General features: G+C 42.1%; 26 protein-coding genes and 1 pseudogene. All 27 read left to right on the top strand.

Annotated elements, in window-relative coordinates:
• The first annotated feature begins 23 nt into the window (after window positions 1-23).
• The 27 genes and pseudogenes from GN277_RS16060 to GN277_RS15935 all read left to right on the top strand — a co-directional run bounded on the left by GN277_RS16060 (window position 24) and on the right by GN277_RS15935 (window position 20,788).
• Window positions 24-539, top strand: coding sequence for a transcription termination/antitermination NusG family protein (locus GN277_RS16060; protein ID WP_159751895.1), 516 nt, complete (start codon window positions 24-26; stop codon window positions 537-539).
• A 49-nt stretch (window positions 540-588) separates the two neighbouring features.
• A complete protein-coding gene (locus GN277_RS16055; protein WP_159751894.1) occupies window positions 589-795 on the top strand; it encodes a hypothetical protein in 207 nt (68 codons plus the stop codon).
• Window positions 796-799: 4 nt separating this feature from the next.
• Window positions 800-1,315, top strand: coding sequence for a transcription termination/antitermination NusG family protein (locus GN277_RS16050; protein ID WP_159751893.1), 516 nt, complete (start codon window positions 800-802; stop codon window positions 1,313-1,315).
• Window positions 1,308-2,525: a DegT/DnrJ/EryC1/StrS family aminotransferase gene (locus GN277_RS16045; RefSeq protein ID WP_159751892.1), complete on the top strand. Its 1,218-nt coding sequence runs from the start codon at window positions 1,308-1,310 to the stop codon at window positions 2,523-2,525. The genes GN277_RS16050 and GN277_RS16045 overlap by 8 nt, the downstream gene beginning before the upstream one ends.
• Window positions 2,526-2,552: 27 nt before the next feature.
• Entirely contained in the window at window positions 2,553-3,194 is a 642-nt protein-coding gene (locus GN277_RS16040; RefSeq protein ID WP_159751891.1) for an acetyltransferase, read from the top strand.
• Between the two features lie 31 nt (window positions 3,195-3,225).
• Complete coding sequence (gene fabD / locus GN277_RS16035) at window positions 3,226-4,107, top strand: ACP S-malonyltransferase (RefSeq protein ID WP_159751890.1); 882 nt, start codon at window positions 3,226-3,228, stop codon at window positions 4,105-4,107.
• Complete coding sequence (locus GN277_RS16030) at window positions 4,107-5,210, top strand: ketoacyl-ACP synthase III (RefSeq protein ID WP_159751889.1); 1,104 nt, start codon at window positions 4,107-4,109, stop codon at window positions 5,208-5,210. The genes fabD and GN277_RS16030 overlap by 1 nt, the downstream gene beginning before the upstream one ends.
• The gene (locus GN277_RS16025) at window positions 5,194-5,415 is read left to right on the top strand and encodes an acyl carrier protein (protein WP_159751888.1); all 222 of its coding nucleotides are present in this window, start codon (window positions 5,194-5,196) and stop codon (window positions 5,413-5,415) included. The genes GN277_RS16030 and GN277_RS16025 overlap by 17 nt, the downstream gene beginning before the upstream one ends.
• 4 nt (window positions 5,416-5,419) lie before the next feature.
• Window positions 5,420-6,160, top strand: coding sequence for an SDR family NAD(P)-dependent oxidoreductase (locus tag GN277_RS16020; protein WP_159751887.1), 741 nt, complete (start codon window positions 5,420-5,422; stop codon window positions 6,158-6,160).
• 28 nt (window positions 6,161-6,188) lie between these two features.
• Entirely contained in the window at window positions 6,189-6,407 is a 219-nt protein-coding gene (locus GN277_RS16015; protein WP_159751886.1) for an acyl carrier protein, read from the top strand.
• Window positions 6,408-6,423: 16 nt separating this feature from the next.
• Window positions 6,424-8,082 carry an HAD-IIIC family phosphatase gene (locus GN277_RS16010; RefSeq protein ID WP_159751885.1) on the top strand — a complete coding sequence of 553 codons (1,659 nt, stop codon included), beginning with the start codon at window positions 6,424-6,426 and terminating at the stop codon, window positions 8,080-8,082.
• Window positions 8,083-8,084: 2 nt separating this feature from the next.
• Window positions 8,085-8,471 carry a VOC family protein gene (locus GN277_RS16005; protein WP_159751884.1) on the top strand — a complete coding sequence of 129 codons (387 nt, stop codon included), beginning with the start codon at window positions 8,085-8,087 and terminating at the stop codon, window positions 8,469-8,471.
• A 12-nt stretch (window positions 8,472-8,483) separates the two neighbouring features.
• Window positions 8,484-8,627, top strand: a pseudogene (locus GN277_RS31765) (hypothetical protein); the annotation flags it as partial.
• Between the two features lie 40 nt (window positions 8,628-8,667).
• Window positions 8,668-10,032 (top strand): acyl-CoA carboxylase subunit beta, encoded by a 1,365-nt coding sequence (locus tag GN277_RS16000; protein ID WP_330587296.1) that lies wholly within the window; start codon window positions 8,668-8,670, stop codon window positions 10,030-10,032.
• Window positions 10,033-10,043: 11 nt separating this feature from the next.
• Window positions 10,044-10,982 carry a hypothetical protein gene (locus tag GN277_RS15995; RefSeq protein WP_159751883.1) on the top strand — a complete coding sequence of 313 codons (939 nt, stop codon included), beginning with the start codon at window positions 10,044-10,046 and terminating at the stop codon, window positions 10,980-10,982.
• Window positions 10,983-11,014: 32 nt separating this feature from the next.
• Window positions 11,015-11,731: a sugar transferase gene (locus tag GN277_RS15990; RefSeq protein WP_159751882.1), complete on the top strand. Its 717-nt coding sequence runs from the start codon at window positions 11,015-11,017 to the stop codon at window positions 11,729-11,731.
• Window positions 11,728-12,411: a PIG-L deacetylase family protein gene (locus GN277_RS15985; RefSeq protein WP_159751881.1), complete on the top strand. Its 684-nt coding sequence runs from the start codon at window positions 11,728-11,730 to the stop codon at window positions 12,409-12,411. The genes GN277_RS15990 and GN277_RS15985 overlap by 4 nt, the downstream gene beginning before the upstream one ends.
• Window positions 12,412-12,416: 5 nt before the next feature.
• A complete protein-coding gene (locus GN277_RS15980; RefSeq protein ID WP_159751880.1) occupies window positions 12,417-12,758 on the top strand; it encodes an LbetaH domain-containing protein in 342 nt (113 codons plus the stop codon).
• Window positions 12,701-13,000, top strand: coding sequence for an LbetaH domain-containing protein (locus tag GN277_RS32165; RefSeq protein ID WP_159756834.1), 300 nt, complete (start codon window positions 12,701-12,703; stop codon window positions 12,998-13,000). The genes GN277_RS15980 and GN277_RS32165 overlap by 58 nt, the downstream gene beginning before the upstream one ends.
• An 11-nt stretch (window positions 13,001-13,011) precedes the next feature.
• Entirely contained in the window at window positions 13,012-14,157 is a 1,146-nt protein-coding gene (locus GN277_RS15970; RefSeq protein ID WP_159751879.1) for a glycosyltransferase, read from the top strand.
• The gene (locus GN277_RS15965) at window positions 14,154-15,314 is read left to right on the top strand and encodes a glycosyltransferase family protein (protein WP_159751878.1); all 1,161 of its coding nucleotides are present in this window, start codon (window positions 14,154-14,156) and stop codon (window positions 15,312-15,314) included. Before GN277_RS15970 ends, GN277_RS15965 begins: the two co-directional genes overlap by 4 nt.
• Window positions 15,314-16,612, top strand: coding sequence for an O-antigen ligase family protein (locus GN277_RS15960; protein ID WP_159751877.1), 1,299 nt, complete (start codon window positions 15,314-15,316; stop codon window positions 16,610-16,612). The genes GN277_RS15965 and GN277_RS15960 overlap by 1 nt, the downstream gene beginning before the upstream one ends.
• On the top strand, window positions 16,590-17,693 hold the full coding sequence (locus tag GN277_RS15955; RefSeq protein WP_159751876.1) for a glycosyltransferase: 1,104 nt from the start codon (window positions 16,590-16,592) through the stop codon (window positions 17,691-17,693). The genes GN277_RS15960 and GN277_RS15955 overlap by 23 nt, the downstream gene beginning before the upstream one ends.
• An 8-nt stretch (window positions 17,694-17,701) precedes the next feature.
• Window positions 17,702-18,220: a glycosyltransferase gene (locus GN277_RS15950; protein ID WP_159751875.1), complete on the top strand. Its 519-nt coding sequence runs from the start codon at window positions 17,702-17,704 to the stop codon at window positions 18,218-18,220.
• A complete protein-coding gene (locus GN277_RS15945; RefSeq protein WP_159751874.1) occupies window positions 18,217-19,512 on the top strand; it encodes a flippase in 1,296 nt (431 codons plus the stop codon). Before GN277_RS15950 ends, GN277_RS15945 begins: the two co-directional genes overlap by 4 nt.
• Before the next feature lie 20 nt (window positions 19,513-19,532).
• Window positions 19,533-20,366 carry a LicD family protein gene (locus GN277_RS15940; protein ID WP_159751873.1) on the top strand — a complete coding sequence of 278 codons (834 nt, stop codon included), beginning with the start codon at window positions 19,533-19,535 and terminating at the stop codon, window positions 20,364-20,366.
• Window positions 20,363-20,788 carry an adenylyltransferase/cytidyltransferase family protein gene (locus GN277_RS15935; protein ID WP_159751872.1) on the top strand — a complete coding sequence of 142 codons (426 nt, stop codon included), beginning with the start codon at window positions 20,363-20,365 and terminating at the stop codon, window positions 20,786-20,788. The genes GN277_RS15940 and GN277_RS15935 overlap by 4 nt, the downstream gene beginning before the upstream one ends.
• Window positions 20,789-20,839: the final 51 nt, after the last annotated feature.

The raw sequence follows: 20,839 nt of genomic DNA, 5'->3' as shown, positions 1-20,839 counted from the left end.
GAGTATTCTACTCTGCGAAGGAAGTGATTGAAATCTGGTATCTACTTTATTGTCCAAAACAAAATGAATGGAGGATTCTAAACTCCTTCAAACAAAACATGTCTAAGGCAGCGTTAAAAGACGCATTTATTTTCACTTATGACAGAATGCGTAAGTTCCAGGGAAAATGGCGTGTGGAAAAACAGTTGATGTTTCCAGGTTATATATTTCTGGAAAGTGATAACGAAGAAGCGCTGACAGAAGAATGGCAGCAATATAAAGGAGTGGCGAATCTCCTCCAAGAGAAAAATGCGATTCTCCATGTCCAGAAGAAGGAGGAATTATTCTTAACCTCTTTGTGCAAAGAAGCGCGCCATCTTGGTATGTCGAAGGGCGTTATACGGGATGGGGTCACCCTGATTACGGAAGGTCCCTTGCAGGGAATGGAGGAAAGAATCTGCCGGATTGACAGGCATAAGCGGCTGGCAAGGTTGAAACCGCCGGAGGGTTCTGTGTCTGGAAGTATTCTGGCAGGGCTTGAGATAGTAGAGAAAAACTAGGAAAGAAGCAATAAAAACAGGTTCAGAAAATTGGGTTGTGGTTAGTGCCATGATTTGGTGGGAGTCTGTAATAAAGGTATATACTGGGGGGAAACCATTAAGGTTTGTCCTAATGGGCAGTTTTACCCCAAAAGGTAAGCCCTTTGGGTATAGAAAAGGCGAGAGTCCAGAGCTTTTGAGCTGTGGATATGGCGAAGCATACCCAAAAGACACGCCTTACTGGGCAAATACTGTAAAACTCTTAAAAAAGAGGTGAAGAAATGTGGTATGTGATTCAGACTCAGACCGGAGGCGAAGAAAAACTGGTTGAGTTAATTGAAAAGATGATTCCAAAGGAGCATTATGACGAGTGCTTTTGTATGAATAGAGAATGTGTCAGAAAGATGGAAAAAGGATATGAAATATTTTTGCGTCCATTGTTTCCGGCATATATTTTTGTGGTGACAGAGAATCCTGAGAAACTTTTTTTTGAGCTAAAGAGGGTGCCGAAGCTTACAAAGCTGTTAAGCGACCAGGAGGACACCTTCTTCAGTGTATCAGAAGACGAGGAGACCTTTCTCAAAAATGTACAGAATGAAAATCACGTGGTACAGAGGTCTTTGGTAGAGGTAGATGATAAAGGGACAATTATAAAAGCCAATGGAGCAGTAGGAGTGTATATGAACCGTATTGTCAGGCAGAGGCTTAGAAAGAGATATGTCTGTGTAGAGCAGGAGTTTATGGGAGAAAAGAGAAAGATTTATCTGGGGATTAAGCTGGAGGAAGAAGATGTTTAGAAATAGCAATGATTTTAAACCGTTTGAAGCAAAGATATGGCTTTCTTCTCCGACGATGCACGGTCAGGAAATCGAGTATGTGAAGGAAGCATACGAGACAAACTGGATGTCTACGGTAGGAACAAATATTAATGAATTGGAGAAAATAGCTTGTGAGAAGGTGGGATGTAATTATGCTGTTGCACTATCCTGCGGCACAGCGGCGCTTCATATGGCTGTGAAGCTGGCAGGCGTAAGGCCAGGGGACAAAGTTTTCTGTACAGATATGACTTTTGACGCCACCGTAAACCCAATCGTATATGAGGGCGGTATTCCAATCTTTATAGATACGGAATACGATACATGGAATATGGACCCTACTGCATTGGAGAAGGCTTTTTTGACGTATCCTGATGTAAAGGTTGTGGTGATTGCCCATCTATATGGCGTACCCGCGAAAATGGATGAAATTTTGGAGATATGCGAAAGGTACGGGGCTATTGTGATTGAAGATGCGGCGGAATCTTTGGGGGCTTCCTATAAAGGAGTACAGACGGGCGCCTTCGGATCATACAGCGCCATATCCTATAATGGCAACAAAATTATCACAGGTTCTACTGGAGGTATGCTTCTGACGGATGATAAGGCTGCTGCGGATAAAGTACGAAAATGGTCAACACAATCGCGGGAAAATGCGCCATGGTACCAGCATGAGGAATTAGGGTACAACTACCGTATGAGCAATGTTGTGGCAGGCATCGTGAGAGGACAGTTTCCATATCTGGAAGAACATATTGCCAGAAAGAAAGAGATTTATGAAAGGTACAAGGAAGGCTTAAAAGGACTTCCTGTTACGATGAACCCATATGATGAAGAAAACAGTCGGCCCAATTACTGGCTGTCTTGTCTGCTGATTCATGAAGACGCAATGTGTAAGCAAGTCCGAAGCGACTGTGAGGTGCTGTATACAAGCGAAGCAAAAAAAAGCTGTCCGGCAGAGATATTAGAGGTTCTTGGCAGGTACAATGCAGAGGGAAGGCCAATTTGGAAACCTATGCATATGCAGCCCATTTACAGAATGAACGGATTTGTCACCAGGGAAGAAGACGGAAAACCTCTGGATGTAGGAAGGGATATTTTCCATCGGGGGTTGTGCCTGACCAGTGACAATAAGATGACCAGAGAAGAACAGGACAGGATTATTGAGTTGATCAGGTCTTGTTTTGATTAGAGAGTGAAGAATGATAAAGGTGATGATATGAAGGAAATCGTAGTGATTGGCGCCGGAGATTTTGGAAAAGAAGTGGCATGGCTGATTGAGGATATCAATAAGAAAGCGCCAACGTACATAATTCTGGGCTTTTTGGATGACGACACAGATAAGATAGGAAAGCAGTTGAATGGCTATGAATGTCTTGGCCCTGTAAGCTCGCTGATTGAGCTTAATAAGAATCATCATGCCTGTGCGGTCGTCGCGATGCAGGACAGTGATATCAGAAGACAGATAGTAAAGATGTTTCCTGAGTTTGACAGTTGGGAGACATTAATCCATCCAACGGCCAATATTTCTGCTTCTTCAAAGATTGGAAAAGGATGCATTGTATGCGCCAATAACAATATCAGTGTCAATACTGCCATAGGCGATCAGGTCATTATGAATCTGTCTGTGACCATGGGGCATGATTGCGAGGTTGCCGATTATGTGTCAATTATGTCGGGTACGGTGGTTTCAGGACATGTTACCCTGGGGGATGGTGCATATCTTGGCAGCAACAGCACAGTGGTTCCCGGAAAGAAAGTAGGGAATCATTCAAGGGTTGGCGCAGGGTCGGTGGTTATCCGTAATGTAAAGGATCATCTTTCAGTCATGGGTGTTCCGGCGAAGGTAATACGATTTTAGGACGAGTACAATCTCAGGGGGAGGGAAAGGGATGAATGGATTATTATTTCCGGGACAGGGTTCCCAGGTGGTTGGTATGGGAAAGGAATTATATGATAAATTACCGGAAGCGCGTCGTCTGTTGGAGAAGGCAAACGATATCCTTGGTTATGATTTAAAAGAGATTATGTTCGAGGGACCGCAGGAGAAGCTGTCAGATACCAGGTATGCTCAGCCGGCTATTTACACCTGCTCAGCAATGTATTTAGAAAAGGTAAAAGCAGAGGGGTTAGAGTTTCACTATACTGCGGGGCACAGTCTCGGTGAGTATGACGCATTGCTGGCGGCAGGAATATTTTCGTTTGAGGAGGGGCTTAAACTGGTGTCACAGAGAGGAACAGCCATGAGCCGGATGAACGGAAAAGGAATGATGGCAGCAGTCATGGGACTTACAGAGAAGGAGCTTAAGGAATATATGATGCCTCAAGTGGTCATGGCAAATCTTAATTCTAAAACACAGATTGTAATATCAGGAGAAACGGATGGAATAAAAGCCATTGAAGAAACCCTTGGCGGACGCGGAGATATTAAAATCAAAAAACTTAAGGTCAGCGCTGCTTTTCACAGTCCGCAAATGGAGGAGGCAGAAGTGGTGATGAAGCCGATTATCTCAGAAGTAGCTTTTTGCCGGCCCACCTGTTTTGTTATTTCCAATGTGACGGGAAAGCCCACGAGGGATGTAGAGGAGATAAAAGCAAACCTGCTTGGGCAGATTACCGGCCAGGTGCGATGGTACGATACTGTCATGGCTATGAAAGAGGCAGGGGTAGAACAGCTTTATGAGGTTGGATATGGGGATGTTTTAAAGAAAATGAACAAAACGATTACGTTTCGTCCGAAATGCGTTGGTATAGAAAGTTTGGGAGGTTTTTGATGCAAATATTTCATATAAAGGGCGTACACATTGACGGTGTGACAGCCTGTGTACCGGAGAGAAAAATTGATAATGAAACAAGTCTGCGCCAGTTGTACAAAGAAGAAGCAAAACTGATTATGGAATCCACTGGAATACGAACACGTTATCTTGCCAATCCTGGCACGTCTTCAGCGGATTTGTGTATTGCATGCGCAAAAAAACTGATGGAAGGGACAGGGACAAAATCAGAGGAGATTGGCGGCGTCGTATTTGTAACGTTTACGCCAGACAGGCTCATGCCATTTAACGCCTCTCTGGTGCAGGAGAGGCTTGGCTTGTCCAAAGAAATACCGGCGTTTGATATCAGTCTTGCATGTTCTGGATATGCTTACGGATTATATATTGCCTCCACGTTCGTGAATGCTTCCGGAAAGAAGGTGCTTCTTCTGGACGGCGATATTCAAAGCGCATACATGTCCAAGTATGATAAGTCAACCGTACCCGTCATGGCAGACGCGGGAACAGCTACGCTCATTTCTCCGGCTGCTGACGATACGGAGTGGAAATTTACATTTTATACGGACGGTAAAGGCAGGGAGGCCCTAATGATTCCAGGGGGAGGTTCAGCTTCTCCCACCAAGGTTGAGGATTTTGAGTATCATGATTTTGAGGATGGAGGAAGGCGCAGGAATATAGATATTTATATGGATGGCTTCGCGATTTTCAAATTCGTAGCAATGGATGTTTCCAAATGGCTTGAGAGGTTTTTGGCAGAAATTGAGGAGAGCGCGCAGAGTATTAAGTTTTTTGTGCCCCATCAGGCAAATATGTACATGATTAAGAAGCTTGCCAGGAAGCTTAAATTTGCCTGGGAGAACACCTGGCAGTCAGGCGATGCGGTAGGTAATTCAGCGTCGGCAACCGTACCGGTGACAATTGCCAGAGAAGGAGCCAATCAGTTGGATGAGCGCACAGAGCAGAAGATTTTGATTTCCGGTTTCGGCGGAGGGCTTTCAGCCAGCGCAGGCGTCATAACCTTGGATTCAGAGGCGTACTATGAATTTTTTCAATATGAAGGAAAGAAGAATAAGGGAGAAAAGCAAAATGAAGAAATTTCTTGAATTAGCAGCAGAGGTATTTGAGGTTGAGCCGGAGGATATCAGTATGGAAACGGTTTTTCGGGAAGATATTGAAGAATTTAGCTCACTCGTCGGATTTTCGTTGATTGTTATGATGGAGGATGAATACGGGGTAAAGGTTTCAGTGGATGAATTTCTTGAGTGTCAGACCGTGGGAGATCTTTACAGCAAGTGCGTAAAGGAATAAGTATATGGAAAATGTATTGATTACCGGCATATCCGGCGGTATAGGAAAAGGAGTGGCAGAAAAACTTTTGGATTCTGGTTCGTCGGTGATAGGACTAGACCGAGTGATTGGCGAAAACATAAAAGAAACAAAAAGAAAATATCCAAAAAAGCTGTCCCTCTATGAATGTGACTTGATGGAGGCAGAGCTCTTACCAGGACTGATGAAGAATATAGCTGCGGAACAAGGGCCTGTGGGCGGCTTTGTCCACTGTGCAGGGTTCGACAAGATGGCGCCGCTTCACCTTACTAAAATCAGCGATATGGAGAATCTTTGGCGGCTTCACGCATTAGTGCCGATGGTGTTGATTGGCGCGCTCAGTAAAAAGGCGAACCATGCAGAGGGAACGAGTATTGTTCTGATTACTTCCCAGTCGGCCCATGAAGGCGCCATGGGGCATACGGCATATGCCGCGGCCAAGGGCGCGATTGAAGGGTATCTTGCTCCGGCTGCAGCAGAGCTTATGGAGAGGGGCATACGAATCAACGAGGTGTGTTTTGCGCCCATTAAGACACAGATGGCTGCCGGCTGGATGGATAAGCTTTCAGAGGAGGGGCTTAGGAAGCTTCTAAAGAGCTATCCTCTTGGAATGGGAGAGGTAAGGGATGCCAGTAACCTGATCTGTTTTTTGCTCTCTGACGAGGCGCGTTTTATTAACGGGCAGATTATAACTGCAGACGGAGGACATGCGGTCAGGAAGGTGTAGGAAATTGCAATATAAGGAGGGAACGACGATGCAGGATTTTTTAAACTTTGCAGCAGAAGTATTTGAAGTAGACCCGTCAGAAATCGATGAGACTACGTCTTTAAACGAGTTTTATAAATGGGATTCTCTCATGCATCTTAAGCTCATCATGGAAATCGAGGAAAAATATGAAGTTGATATTCCTCTGGACGACGCGGCAAAGATAAAGAGCCTGAAGGATTTATATTCATATATACAGGCATCATGACAGATTGGAGTAAAAAATGAGATTAGCTCTTTTATCAAATGTAACGGTTGAACTGCTTGCCAAAATGTTAGAAAAGCATTTGGAGGTTTATCTCTGTGCGGGATATGATACCTGGCAGCAGGAGATGATTTTTCCTGAATCAGGACTCTATACATTTAAGCCCGAAGCAGTTGTTGTCTTACTTCATGCCAATGCATATACCAATATATGGAATCATGAGGAAAAAGGGCGCCGGATGATAGACGAATGGTGCGGCGCATTTCGCGCTATAACAGAAAGACTTTCCGGCACGCCGGTGTTTATATCTTCGATTGATATCGCAGATACAGGATGCATCTATGGCGCTGAAATAAGGCGGGGGCAGTATTTTGAAAATCAGCTTATTAAGGTGATAGAGAAATTACACCAGGAGGGCAGAAGTATATACATACTGCCGGTAAAGGATGACGTAACGGATATCGGACGGAGTCATTTTTATTCGCCTAAGATGTGGTATATGGGTTCCATGCCATACTCTATAAAAGGTCTTGCGGCCATACAGGAATTGATCCTTCGATATGTAACTGTCACGAGAGGAAGAAAAAAGAAATGTATCGCGGTTGACCTTGACAATACTCTTTGGGGAGGGGTAATCGGGGAGGATGGCGTGGAGGGCGTCCAGTTGTCCGACAATAAAGAAGGGGCAAGATATAAAGATACACAGAGACTTCTCAAGAAGATGAAAGAGCAGGGTGTGATGCTCGCCATCCTGTCCAAGAATAACCGGGAAGACGTTGAACCTGTTTTTTTGCATCCTGACATGCTCTTACAGCATGAGGATTTTGTTGCGGAGGCAATTAACTGGGAGGAAAAGAGCAGGAATATCATTAAGCTTGCAAAAGACCTTAACATTGGTCTGGATTCCTTTGTATTTTTGGATGATAATCCGGCAGAACGGGAACGGATGAAGGAGGAATGTCCGGAGGTAGCTGTGTTGGATTTCCCAAAAGATACATCTCTGCTTCCTGATGTGGTCGCAAAGGCGTATGAAGATTATTTTCTTACATTGGAGGTCACTAAGGAGGACGGTCAGAAAACCCAAATGTACCGTATAGAGGCAAAAAGAAAGGCAGAGATGGGAGCGTCCATATCCGTAGAAGATTTTCTGAGGAAATTGGAAATGACGATGGATGTCCACATCATGAAAGCCGAGGAAGAAAAAAGGGTGACGCAGCTAATCAATAAAACCAACCAGTTTAATGTAACAACCAAGAGATACAGCGAGGAAGAAGTACATAGGCTTGGGACAGGCGCCAATTCGGATATTATTACGGTTCACATGGCAGATAAATATGGCGATAACGGCCTGGCGGCCGTATTAATCTTAAAATATGAAGAAGATACGGCCGAGATTGATACGTTTCTTATGAGCTGCCGCGTAATGGGAAGAAAAGCAGAGGATGAGATTCTGTTCAGAGTAAAAGAGATGTTAATGGGAAAAAGCATCCGAAGGGTCAGGGCATCCTATGTTAAGACGGCAAAAAACACGCCGGTACTTGACCTTTACGACAGGCTTGGAATGTCTGTTGTAAGCGGGAGAATCAGCGAAATCGGCGACAGCAAGACGTACGAGGCGGATATCGCTTCCCTTCCGGATGAGACAGGATTATTCCGTACAATGAAGTCAGGAGTATGAATATGAAGATTGACCATATCGGCTATGCCGTAAAAGATATTGATAAAGCAAAGAAGCCCATGGAAGAAATTGGATTCGTGTTTGAAGAAACAGTACAGGATGCAGAGCGCAATATTTATATTGCGTTTGGCGGGATGAACGGATACAGGGTAGAGCTGGTAGCGCCGGTGTGTGAAGGGTCGCCGGTGGATATATATTTAGAGAAGGTTGGACCGACGCCATATCATATCTGTTATAAAAGTACAGATATTGTAAGCGACATAGAACGGCTCAAGAAGAAACGGTTCAGGATTTCTAAGCCTCTGTCTCCGGCTATGGCGTTTGGCGGGAAACGGGTAGCATTTTTGTATTCTCTGTCGGCCGGACTGATTGAAATTGTTGAAGAATAGGATGTTTTAAGTATGTGGAATAAAAAATATTCAGAGGAGTTGAAAGCCAGACGCCAGAAAGCCATTGACGGGGGCGGCAGGGAAAGGGCTAACAAGCAGCATGCAGCCGGTAAGTTGACTGCAAGAGAGAGAATTGAAATCCTTTTTGACGCGAATTCCTTCGTGGAAATAGGTACATTAGTAGAATCCCGCAGTGATGAGTTTGGCATGTCTGAAAAAAAAGATACCCGGAGACGGCGTAATCATTGGATATGGCATGGTAAATGGAAGGATTGTATACGCTTCTGTGGAGGACTTTACCGTTATGGGTGGTACTCTTGGGGAATACCATTCAAAGAAAATCTGCCAGATTATGGATATGGCCATCAAAATGAGGGCGCCCTACATCAGTATCAATGATTCCGGCGGCGCGCGTATTGAAGAAGGGATCTGTTCTCTTGACGGATACAGCGGTATGTTCTATCGGAACACGCAAGCCTCTGGCCTTATTCCGCAGATTTCCGTGATACTCGGTCCCTGTGCGGGCGGCGCCTGCTATTCTCCGGCGATTACAGATTTTACGTTTATGGCGGAGCAGTCCGGAAAAATGTTCATCACCGGACCCCAGGTCGTGAAGGTTGCAATCGGCGAGAATATTACGGCTGACGAATTAGGAGGGGCAGGTATTCACAGTACAAAAAGCGGTGTCCTTCATTTTACATATCCGGATGATAAGAGCTGCCTTGAGGGAGTAAAGAAATTATTATCATATCTTCCCCAGAATTGCAGCGAGCAGCCGCCTTTTGACCCTTCCTTCAGAGGGGTTGAGAACAGTTATAAATTAGAAGATATTGTACCGGATAATCAGAGAATCGTCTACACTGTAAAAAGGGTTTTGGATACGTTTATAGACAAGGACAGCTTTTTTGAGGTTCACGCAGCCTTTGCGCAGAATCTGATTGTCGGATTTGCCAGGCTTGATGGAAGTGTGATTGGGATTGTTGCGAATAACCCTCAGATTATGGGTGGTTCTCTGGATATCGATTCGTCGGAGAAGGGGGCAAGATTTATCAGGTTTTGCGATTGCTTTAACATTCCTCTTTTGACGCTCGTAGATGTGCCGGGCTTCTTTCCGGGAAGCCAGCAGGAGCATAACGGTATCATCCGCAGAGGCGCAAAACTTCTGTATGCCTATGCGGAGGCGACTGTGCCAAAGATTACGCTTATCCTGCGCAAAGCTTTTGGGGGAGCGTATATAGCCATGAACAGCAAAGGAATGGGCGCGGATGTCGTGTTCGCATGGCCCATTGCGCAGATTGCGGTTATGGGAGCTGAGGGCGCGGTGGGGATTCTCCACAAGAAAAGAATTGGGTTGGCGGATGATAAAGAGGCAGAGGAGAAAAGGATGGTGGAGGAATATACAGAACATTTTATGACGCCATACATTGCGGCTTCAAAGGGCTTCATAGACGAGGTCATTCTGCCGGAGGAAACAAGGAAGAAGATTAGCGAATCCTTTTTTGCATTGAAGGATAAGAATGAGATGAGCAGGCATAGGAAACACGGAAATATTCCGCTTTGAATGAGGAAGATATGAAATTAAAAAAATATATGAGATTACCCCAGTATGAGGTAGGAAAATATCAGCAAGAAAGCTTAGGGCAGGTTCAGGCATTATTTTCGCAGGCATTCGGAGGCAGGAGGTTATCTGTCAGGATGCTGAAATGGCAGATGGAGGATAACCCTTGCTTACAAAAGAGGGCGACGACTCTGTGGCAGGAGGATACATTGGTTGCATATAACGCCCTGACTCCTTCTTACGCCGTCTTAGACGGCAAGGAGGTGGTGGCTGCAGTCAGCGGGACGACGATGGCAGACGTACATTTTCCTGGCGCCTCTTTGCAGTTATTTACAGAGTGTGCAAGACAGAACAGGGATATCAGTATTATTTACGGTTTTCCCAATCACAACTCCTATGGGATTACAGTAAAATATCTGGACCACCGCTATGTGGGAGATGTGAGCTTTTGGACGGCGCAGGCCGTCAGGACAGAAGCGTCAGACAAGATCAAAGAGTTTTTTTCCTTTTCGGACGAATATGAGGGGATTAGCAAAGAGCTGTCAAAAGAGCATGAATTTATCAAAATCAGAAAAAGTGCATTTCTAAACTGGCGCTTTTTTTTGAAGCCGGAATATGAATATAGGGGATTTGAATTTGTGGATGAAAAGGGAAAGCATGGATATATTGTGGTGGATATCTATGTGGAAAATGAAGTGAAGCAGCTTCAGGTGGTGGATATCATTGCGGATTCCCCAAATGTCATGAAACAGTTGCTTTTATACAGTATTCATCTGGCGTACCAGTGGTCTTGCGAGGTAGTCAAGCTATGGCTTACATCTGAGAACTATGAGGATGTCCTTGTGGAAAGCGGCTTCGTCTATGGAGAGCATCCTTTTGCGATGACAGTCTGGAATCAGGATCTCAATATAAAAAAATCCTACATTACCATGGCGGACTCAGATATTTTTTAAAAAATACATGCTGAAAGCAGGAACTTGAAGTTATGAGAAGTGATTTGCCTAAGATAAAAAAATCTTTTTATTCTGTTGTTGTAAAGAGAGTGTTGGATATACTCTTAAGCGCAACTGCATTGATTGTGTTATCGCCCGTGTTGTTACTTGTGGGAATTCTGGAGCTGGTGTTCCATGGAAGACCGGTACTTTATTGTACAAAGCGTCCGGGAAAGGATGGGAAAATCTTTCCTATGTATAAATTCAGGAGTATGACCAATGAAAGAGGGGACGACGGTTATCTTCTGCCGGAGGAAAAGCGCCTTACGAAATTCGGCCATTTCCTCCGTAAGACATCGATTGATGAGCTTCCGGGGCTGCTCAATGTTCTGAAAGGTGATATGAGCATTGTAGGCCCTCGCCCCCTTCTGGCGGAGTATATGCAGTATTACAGCCCAAGACATGCCATGCGACAGGCTGTCAAGCCGGGTCTTACATTGGAGAGAATTGTAAAAAGCGACAGCAAGACATGGACTTGGCGCGAGCAGTTTGAAAATGATATCTGGTATATTGAGCATATCAGTTTTGCCACGGATATCAGGATGGTATCAGCCATTATAAAAGCGGTTTTCCGTGGAAGCGAATTCAGGGCAAGCGATACCAGGGTGCCGTTTGACGGAACGAATCTTGATGAGACGAGGAACAGAGGCGAATTGGGAATTAAGGTACATTTTGAAAGTTTGGAAAAAGGATTGGAAGACGGAAGATGAAGATATTAGTATTTGCCCCTCATCCGGATGATGAAGTGTTGGGCTTAGGGGGGACGATAGCGAGATATACTGCAAACGGAGATGAAGTGTACGTATGTATTGTTACGAGTGCACAGCCGCCGGTTTACGACAACAGGATTGCAGTAGAGAATGGATGGCCCCATATGATCTATCCTGAGATTATGAAAGCACATCAATTGTTGGGAATTAAAGAAACATTTTTCCTTAAGTTTCCGACTGTCCAGATGGAAACTGTCCCCAGGTACGAGCTTAATGGAAAGATTAATAATCTGGTGCGGCGCATTTTACCTGAGATTGTCTATATTCCCCACTTTGGCGATATGCAGAAGGATCACCAGATTGTTTCGGAAGCCGTCATGGTTTCGGTGAGGCCGAAGCATGAAAATATTGTTCGATACGTGTACTCTTATGAGACGCTGTCTGAAACAGAATGGAATATCCCTCATTCTTCAAACTGTTTTATTCCCAATACATTTGTAGATATCAGCGAATACCTCAAAAAGAAAATGGCGGCTATGGAATGTTTCGTGTCACAAGTGGGAAAATATCCGGATCCCCGTTCGATTGAGGCGGTAGAGGCTCTGGCAAGGCTTAGAGGAACCACTATGGGAGCCGAAGCGGCAGAGGCGTTTGCGCTGGTGAGAGAGTATAGGAGATAGGATGTATGCATGGAGAGAGAATGTGGCACACGTTCAGGCTATTTACAATTTTATCTGCTGTAAAGAGAACTCAATATTATAAAGATAAAAAAATATTCCATTCTATGGGAGAAAATTGTCTGATTATGGACAGGATTGTTCCCCTTTATGCAAGGTTAATCAGCCTGGGGAATAACGTACAGATTGCATCTAATGTTCACTTCAATACACATGATATTACTCATGTAATGTTAAACAACAGAGAGTCCTCTTTACCTAGGGGGGTAAGTATCATGAAAAAACAGGCTGCATTGAGATTGGAGACAACGTTTTTATCGGGGCGGGTACGAGTATCAATTACAATGTGAGGATTGGCTCGAATGTAATAATTGGAGCATGCAGTTTAATCACAAAGGATGTTCCCGGCAACAGCGTGGTAGCCGGAGTACCCGCAAAAGTAATTTCGAGTTTCGAGGAATATTTGAAGAAAAGGACAGAGGACGACAAAAGCTATATTGAGTTTGGGACAGAATTTATCTCAGGTGAAATGGAAGATCGTTGCTGGAGGGAATTTTTAAATGGGAGAAACATTTTGAACAAATCGGTTTAGCAGGAGGAAAAATGGAAAAGGTTAAAGTTCTTGAATTACCTATAAGTAATTTGGGAAGAGGGGGAACTGAAGTAATGGTTTGGAATTGGTATCATAACTTTTCCTCCCCCGAATTAGTAATTGATTTTCTTGGAGATTATTCAAGGAATGATGAGTACATAAAATCTATAAACAGCAATCATGGGGAATATTACAAATACACGAAGTATACTTCCCCAAAGATTTTCGGGAAAATTATAAACACTTTCGGAATCATGCGTTATGCAAAGAAAATTGCAAAAAACAATGATTATGATGTCATCCACATTCATGCTCAAGATGCATTTATTGCATTTACATATTACTTAGCTGTAAAACCGTTCTGCAAAAAGATTATAATCCACTCCCACTGTACGGGAACCGATGTAAATTCGGGTGTGTTAATGAAACTGAAACGTTTTCTTCATAAGGTTTGCAGGTGTTTGCTGAACAGCAAAAAAGTTATACGTTTAGCCTGCTCAAAAGCCGCCGGAGAATGGATGTACCCTCCGAAATACAAATTTGAGGTTATAAATAACGGAATTGACGTAAAGAAATTCACATATAACGAAGAAGTCAGAAACAGGATACGCTCCGAATTGAAAGTTGATAACAAATTTGTCATAGGTAATATAGGGCGTTTTTCAATACAGAAAAACCACGAATTTCTGCTTGATATTTTTAACGAGGTGTTAAAGAAAAATCCAAACGCCGTTTTATTGCTTATCGGGGACGGTCCCCTTGAAAATAAGATAAAAGAAAAGACCAAAAACCTCGGAATTGAAAAATCCGTGATATTTTATGGGACAACTTCGAGCACAAACGAGCTTTACCAAGCAATGGATTGTTTTGTTTTGTCCTCGCTCTTTGAAGGACTGCCGATTGTTTTGGTTGAGGCTCAGGCAGCCGGACTTAAAACACTATGCTCAGACGCAATAACACAAGAGGCAAAAATCACAGGGCTTTTGGAGTATTTGCCTTTATCTGGAACACAGGAAAAATGGGCTGAAAAAATCCTCAGCTATAATGATAGGTATGAACGAAAAGATTTGTTCAAAGAAGTTAAAAATGCGGGGTATGATATTAAGCAGTCCGCAAAGCGGCTCGAAGAAATATACGTCAGGAAGATGCATGAGTGATTAATATGAGAGTTTTATTTGTTAGCGGATTTGGAATCAATTCAACTGTTCCTAATCCTATTTGCGAAACCAGGATAATCAAATGGCTGAAAAAATATCCGAATATTCAAATAGATATTGCGTGTGATGGTATTGTTGAAAAGACACCGGAGAAAAATTGGAAGTGTCATCCATTGTATATGCTGCGCCGGATAAAATGCTGGCCGTCAAACAATCCGGATGTTGAGAAAGCGTGCAGGAAGGAATTATGTGAAATTTTTGATGCTCAGGATTATGATTGCCTTTTTGTTCCACATAAGCCATTTGAGACAGTATATGCCGCATGTTATATAAAAAAGAAACATCCGAAGGCCAAGCTGTACATTTATGCGCTTGACCCAATCGCTAATGAGGTCGATGCAAATAACGGTATAGGTAAACATCTTTTCTTTTTGTCGAAAATAGCGGAAGAAAAGGTGTTTGAAATAGCGGATCATATTTTTCACATGGAGTGCAACAAGAGAAAATATGATGAAGAAAAATACAAGAAATATGCGGACAAGTTTTCCTATTTAGATTTCCCACTGATAGAATCAAGGGATGTAAAGTCAGGGCAGGAACATGATTCATCAGCTTTGCTCATACTATACTCAGGGCTTCTCAATGATGTTTACCGTTCGCCTAAGTATTTTCTTGAATTATATGATGTTGTGTCAGAATCGATTGACGCACAGCTTCATTTCTATGCGAAAGGGAACAGCGTTAAGGAAATCGAAGAAAGAGCAGCGAACAACAAGAGAATTAAGTCGTTTGGATATATACCAAAGGAAGATCTTGAAGAAAAAATAGAAGAGGCTCAGTTTCTTTTAAACATTGGAAATAAATATTCTGATATGCTTCCATCCAAGCTATTAACTTATTTCATGACAGGAAAGCCTATTATCCACATAAAAAATCAGGAGAATGACGCATCGATTCATTATCTTGAAAGATATGGTTTGTATATTGTTATAGACGAGCGCGATCCGTTTGAGGAAAACGCAAAAAAATTAATCGAGTTCATGAAAAATAATCATGGAAAGAGGTTATCTCTGGATTATGTAAGGAGAACATTTACACATAATACACCAGAATGGAATGCAAAGCAAATCAAGAGAGTCTTAATGGGTGATAAATAATGTCAATAAATATAGATAAAAAGGAATTTAAAATAATAGCATTAGTTTTCGTTTTATTGTTTTTCTCAAACGACACATACCTATTTGGAACCAATTCCAATGAACTGATGGTTGCCATACCGAGATACCTCATGCTCGGCTATTGTGCTATAAGTATATTTTTTTCTATGGTCGGGAAAAAATATACGGAGCATAAAAAAATCATGATTCTATATTTTGTGATGATTCTAGCTTTTTTGGCAGTATCAATTTATCACCACGAGTATTTTAACCGGATTTTGATTAAAGTTTTGTGTATGACAACCAGCATGTTTATATGTATATCATATCCTCTTGAGGATTATACACAGGCTTTTCTAAAGTGTATGACATTTTTCTCGGTATCTGCAATTTTCCTTACACTGATTGCCTATATTTCACCGGCTATTGTCAGAGCCTTGCCATCAATTATCAACACAGCAGGAATACGGTATTATTCTATTGGGTTTGCCGGGTTAGACGAAAGATCCTTAACTACATGGAATATTAGAACCAGTGGGATTTTTTGGGAACCCGGAGTATTTCAGATGTACTTGAACCTGGCTATTTTGTTGGAGTTAATGCTTGACAATGCAAAGAACAAGAAGAGAATAGCCATTTATATAATTGCACTGTTCCTTACATTTTCTACTACCGGATTTCTGGCGTTTGGATGGATGATTGCAACATATGCTCTGTTTGGCAGGGATAATAGTCGGTCTGTAACAAAAAATATAGTTGTATTCATTGCTCTGATAATAGGTTCCATAGCTGCATACTTTATCGTCTTCAATACAAATTTGGGAACGTCTGTGTTTGGCAAACTGTTTAATATGAAAGATGGATCAACAATGGTTCGTCTGGCGTCAGTTCTGATTAATCTGGAAATAATCAGAGATCATCCTTTTGCAGGAATCGGTATGGAAATAATGGAAGATGAATTTATACAAAGATCTTATCGGTCAAGTGCAATATATGGGTGGACGCATCAGAATACAAACACACTCCTATACCAATTTGCTGCGCATGGTTGCTTTTTTGGCATTCCGTTTACCTTGGGGACTTACAAGTTCGGAGGCAGACTAAGCAATAAAGTGTTTATGAAATTATCTATATTTGTGATGTTTGTGATGTTGTATATAGGAGAAAACCTATTTACATCTATTTTCCCATACATTTTGATTTTTTATGGTGTGGATCGAGCTTATGCTCCTGTGGAGGCTGAAAATAAATTTATTCATATTGGGGGTGTTCCTTGTGAAAACAATTCTGTCAATTAATCTCGGTAATTTTGGCAGTACGGGAAATATTATGCGGGGCATTTCAAAAGCAGCCGAGCAGAGTGGGTATACTTGCTGGCAAGCCTATGCGCCTGATAGGAACAACGGGATTGCGTTGGAGAGGGATATCGTGATCGAAAGCTATAATGTAAGAAGATTGAATGAATTATATTCACGATATACGGGAATGCGTGGATTCCAAGCCTATTTTTCAACGAAAGCCTTTTTGAAAAAAGTTGATAAGATCAAACCGGATATTATCCACCTTCATAATCTTCATAATAACTATATTCATGTCGGCCTGCTGTTTGATTACATAAAAAAGAACCGCATTAAGGTGGTTTGGACGCTCCATGACTGTTGGGCATTCACAGGGCGTTGTCCGTATTTCCAGATGAGTGGATGCAAACGTTGGAAAACAGGATGTCACGACTGCCCATATCCAAAGGAAGAGTATCCTTCGGTGAGGGTAGATAAATCAGATGTTCTTTGGAAAATGAAAAAGGCAGCATTTACCGGCGTTGAGAATCTGACGATTGTTACTCCGTCAGAATGGCTTGCGGGTTTGGTAAAAGAGTCTTTTCTCAAAGAATATCCGGTTCAGGTCATCTACAATGGAATAGACTTGGATGTATTTAAACCTACGCCCAGTGATTTTAGAAGCGCTTACGGCATAGGGGGGGTAAAAGTCTTATTAGGAGTTTCATTTAATTGGGAAAAAAGAAAAGGACTGGATGTATTTATCGAGCTGAGCAAAATGTTAGACAATAGATATAAAATCGTATTGGTTGGCATAGATGCCCAGACGGGGAAAACACTCCCTGAGAATATTCTTACAATAGAGCGAACCAGGGATAAGCGGGAATTGGCTCAGATATATACTGCTGCGAATATTTTTGTGAACCCGACAAGAGAAGAAGCACTTGGAATGGTGAATTTAGAGGCTTTGGCCTGCGGAACGCCGGTGGTCACGTTTCGTACAGGAGGCTCGCCAGAGTGCATAGATGACACCTGCGGAGTAGTCGTTGCCTGCGACGATATTCAGGCTTTAAAGACGGCAATCGAGGAAATGGCTGTATGAGGTGGAACATGAGTAAGTATTTGGTTTTAGGAGTTTCATTTAATTGGGAGAAAAGAAAAGGGCTTGATGTTTTTATAGAGTTGGAAAAACGTCTGGGATTAGATTATAAGATTGTGCTGGTTGGTGCAGATGAAAATCTTGCGTATAAGATTCCAGACCGTATCGTCAAGATACCGAGGACGGCAGACCAGGAAGAACTGGCTAGGCTTTATTCTGCCGCCAATGTTTTTGTAAATCCTACAAGAGAGGATAATTTTCCGACGGTTAATATAGAGGCGCTTGCCTGCGGAACGCCGGTTATCACCTTCCATACGGGAGGAAGCGCTGAAATGTTAGATACTGGAAGCGGTTACTGTGTCGAAACAGATGACTATAACGAGCTTGTGGATAGAATTGTACATATATGTGAAAATGGTGTGTTTAGCGAAGAAGCATGTATAAAACGGGCAAGGCAATTTGACCGCTATACAAAATTTAAGGAATATGTGGATTTATATGACAGTTTACTTGGCAGGGAAACAGGATGAACAATAGGGTAATCAAAAATGCTTCGTGGATCATCATGTGCAGGGTTGTACAGGCTGTACTTGGTTTGATTATTTCCATGATTATGGCAAGATACCTGGGACCTTCAAATTTTGGACTGCTGAATTATGCAAATTCAATCGTCACCTTTGTGATACCGGTCATGCGGTTGGGAATCCATGGGGTTCTTGTACAGGAATTTGTGGCTTCTGAGGAGTATGAGGGGGAAATTTTAGGCACTTCGATTACTTTAAGTTTTATTTCTGCGATTGTATGCATTATAGGCATAATCACCTTCGTCAGTTGTGTAAACGCAGGAGAGAGGGATACCATAATCGTATGTACTTTATATAGCTTTACGCTGATTTTTCAAAGCTTTGAGATGATTAATTATTGGTTTCAGGCAAAGCTTTTGGCAAAGTATAGCTCGATTATAGCGCTGATTGCCTATACAGTGGTTTCTCTGTACAAAATCATTTTATTGATTAATCGAAAAAGTATCTTTTGGTTTGCAGTTGCAAATACGTTGGATTATCTTGTGATTGCAGCAGGGCTTCTAATCGTATATCACAGATTGGGGAATCAAAAGCTGCGGTATCTTAAAAGGCGGGCAAAAAAACTGATAAGCATAGGTAAGTATTATATTCTGTCAGATTTGCTGATTACAGTTTTTGCACAGACAGACCGTATTATGTTGAAATCCATGATGGGGAATCAGGCCACAGGGTATTATTCGGCGGCCGTAGCCTGCGCGGGAATGACACAGTTTGTCTTTGGTGCAATTATTGATTCAATGCGGCCTACCATCTTTGAAAGTAGGAAAAAATCAGAGGAACTCTATAAGAAAAATCTGGCGAGACTGTTTTCTGTAATTATATATTTGTCCCTAATACAGAGTGTGGTTATGACATTATTTGCACCTCTTATAGTCAGTATACTTTACGGCAGGCAATTTATACAGTCAATATCAGCATTGCAGATCGTCGTATGGTATACCACTTTTTCATATCTGGGTTCCGCCAGAAATATCTGGATTTTGGCAGAGGGAAAGCAGAAGCATTTATGGAAGATTAATTTGTTTGGCGCGTTGGCGAATGTGCTGCTGAATACTTTGTTGATTCCACCCTTTGGCGTAAACGGCGCTGCAATCGCATCATTAATTACACAATTCGCAACAAATTTTATTACGGGTTATATCTTTGCGCCTATACGAGGAATCAATCAAGTAATACTTAAAGGGGCTGATCCAATGTTATTTGTGGATACGGTAAAAAAGATAATAAGGAACCGGTAATCGTTTGGAGGATTAGAAAAATGAATGAGATTCAATCAAGAATATTGACGATATTTGAGCAGATAAAAAACATTTGCGACGAAAATCATATTCCTTATTATGCTATTGGCGGCACCTGTATCGGTGCGGTCAGACATAAGGGGTTCATTCCGTGGGACGACGATATGGATATAGCAATTCCCATTGAAGAATGGGATAGATTTTGGGATTGCATGGAAAAGAATTTACCCCTGCATCTGGGAATCTATAATGGCGATAAAGTTCGGCATTATCGTTATATTTTTTGGAAAATACATGACAGGGATACTACGTTTATTGAGGAAGCAGAGGTGGATTATCCGGATGCATATAAGGGGATTTATGTTGATGTTATGCCCATTGCCGGAATTCCAATAGAAAAAGAGAAAAAGAAGAAATTTTGCAAAAAAATTTATCGTTTGGGAGTCCTAAATTATGTAAGGCGGTATCCGTTTCATGAGATGGAGAATGTAAAAAGAAAATTAATGTGGATGATCATGTGGATTTTCCGGTTTGGAATTCCTTTTAATTACTATTCTCAAAAGTGGATGAAGCTGCTGAGAAAATATCCGTTGTATCAATCTGAACTTACCGGGTATACATGGCATAATCAGATATCAGACAACCTGTGTTTTCCCTTTGCGTTTTTCAGGAATACAGAGGAAAAGCAGTTTGAAAATACTTCCATAGCCTGTCCGGGGGATTGGGATGGATATTTATCCAGACAATTTGGCGATTATCTGACATTGCCTCCTTTGGATAAGAGACAGGATCATCATCAGGTATTTGTAAGTACACAGTTACCATATAGTGAATATAAGGGGGAGAGGAAATGATAATTGGTTATACAACCGGAGTATATGATCTTTTTCATATTGGTCATTTGAATCTTCTGAAAAATGCAAAAGGGATGTGTGACAAACTGGTTGTCGGAGTTACCGTCGATGAGCTTGTCACATACAAGGGAAAACGTCCGATGATTCCCTTTGAGGATCGGATTGAAATTGTAAGAAGCTGTAAATATGTGGATGCAGCAGTACCTCAGTATGATATGGATAAGCTAAAAGTATGCAGGGAACTGGGGGCTTCTATGCTCTTTGTGGGGGACGACTGGTATGGTACAGAAAAGTGGAAGAAGTATGAAGAAGAATTCACTGACCATGGGATTAAGATTATTTATTTTCCATATACAAAAGGCGTATCCTCAACAAAAATTACAGAGACGTTGAAAGCAGTCCGAGGATGGACAGTAGAATGAATAGGGAGGAATAAGTAATGGCTGTTGATAAAAAATTTTGTATGAGTTCAT

The sequence above is a fragment of the Sporofaciens musculi genome (genome assembly GCF_009830285.1).
Lineage (GTDB): Bacteria > Bacillota > Clostridia > Lachnospirales > Lachnospiraceae > Sporofaciens > Sporofaciens musculi.
The sequence above is the reverse complement of the archived record's forward strand: the minus strand, read 5'-3'. Positions and strand labels throughout refer to the sequence as shown.